Below are 256 nucleotides of genomic sequence, written 5' to 3'. Positions count from 1 at the left end.
ACCTTTGTCTTCGGTGAGTACGGCGCGATAGTGCCGGGTCAGTTGGTCCAGCGTGTGGCCGATGGCAAAGCGTTGGCGGGTCTGGGTGGCCGCCTGCATCGACATGGCTCGACATTCTTCCGCATGGGAAGACATCCAGGCGACGGCATCGGCAAATTCGTCCGGAGTGTTCACAATTAGTCCGGTTTCCATGTGCTGCACCAAGTTTCGCTCCGCCGGGTTGTTCAGGACAATGGGCACGACGCCCATGGCCATG

General features: G+C 59.8%; 1 protein-coding gene. It reads right to left on the bottom strand.

Annotated elements, in window-relative coordinates:
• On the bottom strand, positions 1-256 hold a 256-nt coding region (locus B4920_RS26985; RefSeq protein WP_139379725.1), incomplete at both ends, for a glycosyltransferase.

The sequence above is a fragment of the Zoogloea sp. LCSB751 genome (assembly GCF_002028455.1).
GTDB lineage: Bacteria > Pseudomonadota > Gammaproteobacteria > Burkholderiales > Rhodocyclaceae > Zoogloea.
Note: the sequence above shows the minus strand (reverse complement) of the source record. Positions and strands in the feature narration are given on the sequence as shown.